Origin of the sequence: Elioraea sp. Yellowstone (assembly GCF_006704265.1) — a bacterium.
Classification (GTDB): domain Bacteria; phylum Pseudomonadota; class Alphaproteobacteria; order Acetobacterales; family Acetobacteraceae; genus Elioraea.
The window spans coordinates 1-828 of sequence record NZ_VIKA01000311.1; the positions used below are offsets into that span (position 1 = coordinate 1).

Here is an 828-nt window from a genome sequence, read left to right on the forward strand (position 1 = left end):
TAGTCGAGGTCGTAGGCGAGCATCCGGCGGGCGGCGGCGAAGGCGCCGGAACGGTGCATCTGGGTGACCGCGCGCGGCGGCGCGACGGCCGGGGCGGGCGGAGGCGTCGCCTCGACACGCGGGGGCGCGGGCGGAGCCTTGCCGCGGGGGATCGGCGGCCAGACGTCGCTGCCCTCCACCGCCGTGCCGGCGAGCCGCACCAGCACGGCCGTGCCGGGATCGATCCAGTACGACACCTCGTTGCCGAACAGCAGCCACAGCTCGCCCCCCCTGAGCTCGGCCGCGCGCGGCACGAGCGGCGGCGCGTTCACCGTCCAGCCGTGCGGGCCGAGCTGGTTGTTCTCGCGGCCGAAGCGCTCGATCGAGAAGCGCGGCGCGGCGCCGGTCGCGGGTGCCGGCGAGAACACCAGCGCGCCGGTGATCTCGCCGTCATCGTCGATCTTCTCAATGCGGAACTCCACGCCCTCTCCCATGGTGCCTCAGGCGAGCGCCCTGATGATCGCGCCGAGCGCGCTGTTCTCGCGCTCGTCCACCACCCCCGCGCCGCGGCTGTCGTAGACGTTGCGCCGTACCGCGTCGACCAGCGCATCGGTCCAGCCGACCGCGAACAGTGCCGCGGCGGGCTCGGGCTCGTCCTCGATCTCGAAATCGGGCCCTGGCGGCGGCGGCAGCGTGAACACCGGCGCGCCGGCGCCGCCGAGCTTCGGCCGGTCGCCGGCGAGCACGCCGTCGATCCGGCAGCCGCAGAAGTTGACGTGCTCGGCGACCAGCGTGGCGGCGGCCAGGGCGTGGCGCTCGGCGGCGAGGTCGAAGCGCTCGGTGCGGCCG

The 828-nt window shown here is 75.2% G+C and carries 2 protein-coding genes; both read right to left on the reverse strand.

What is annotated here, in order from left to right:
* On the reverse strand, window positions 1–461 hold a 461-nt coding region (locus FK498_RS18885), incomplete at its 3' end, for a hypothetical protein (RefSeq protein WP_202614942.1).
* 18 nt (window positions 462–479) lie between these two features.
* Window positions 480–828: hypothetical protein (locus FK498_RS19630; RefSeq protein WP_161988500.1), on the reverse strand; the 349-nt coding region annotated here is incomplete at its 5' end.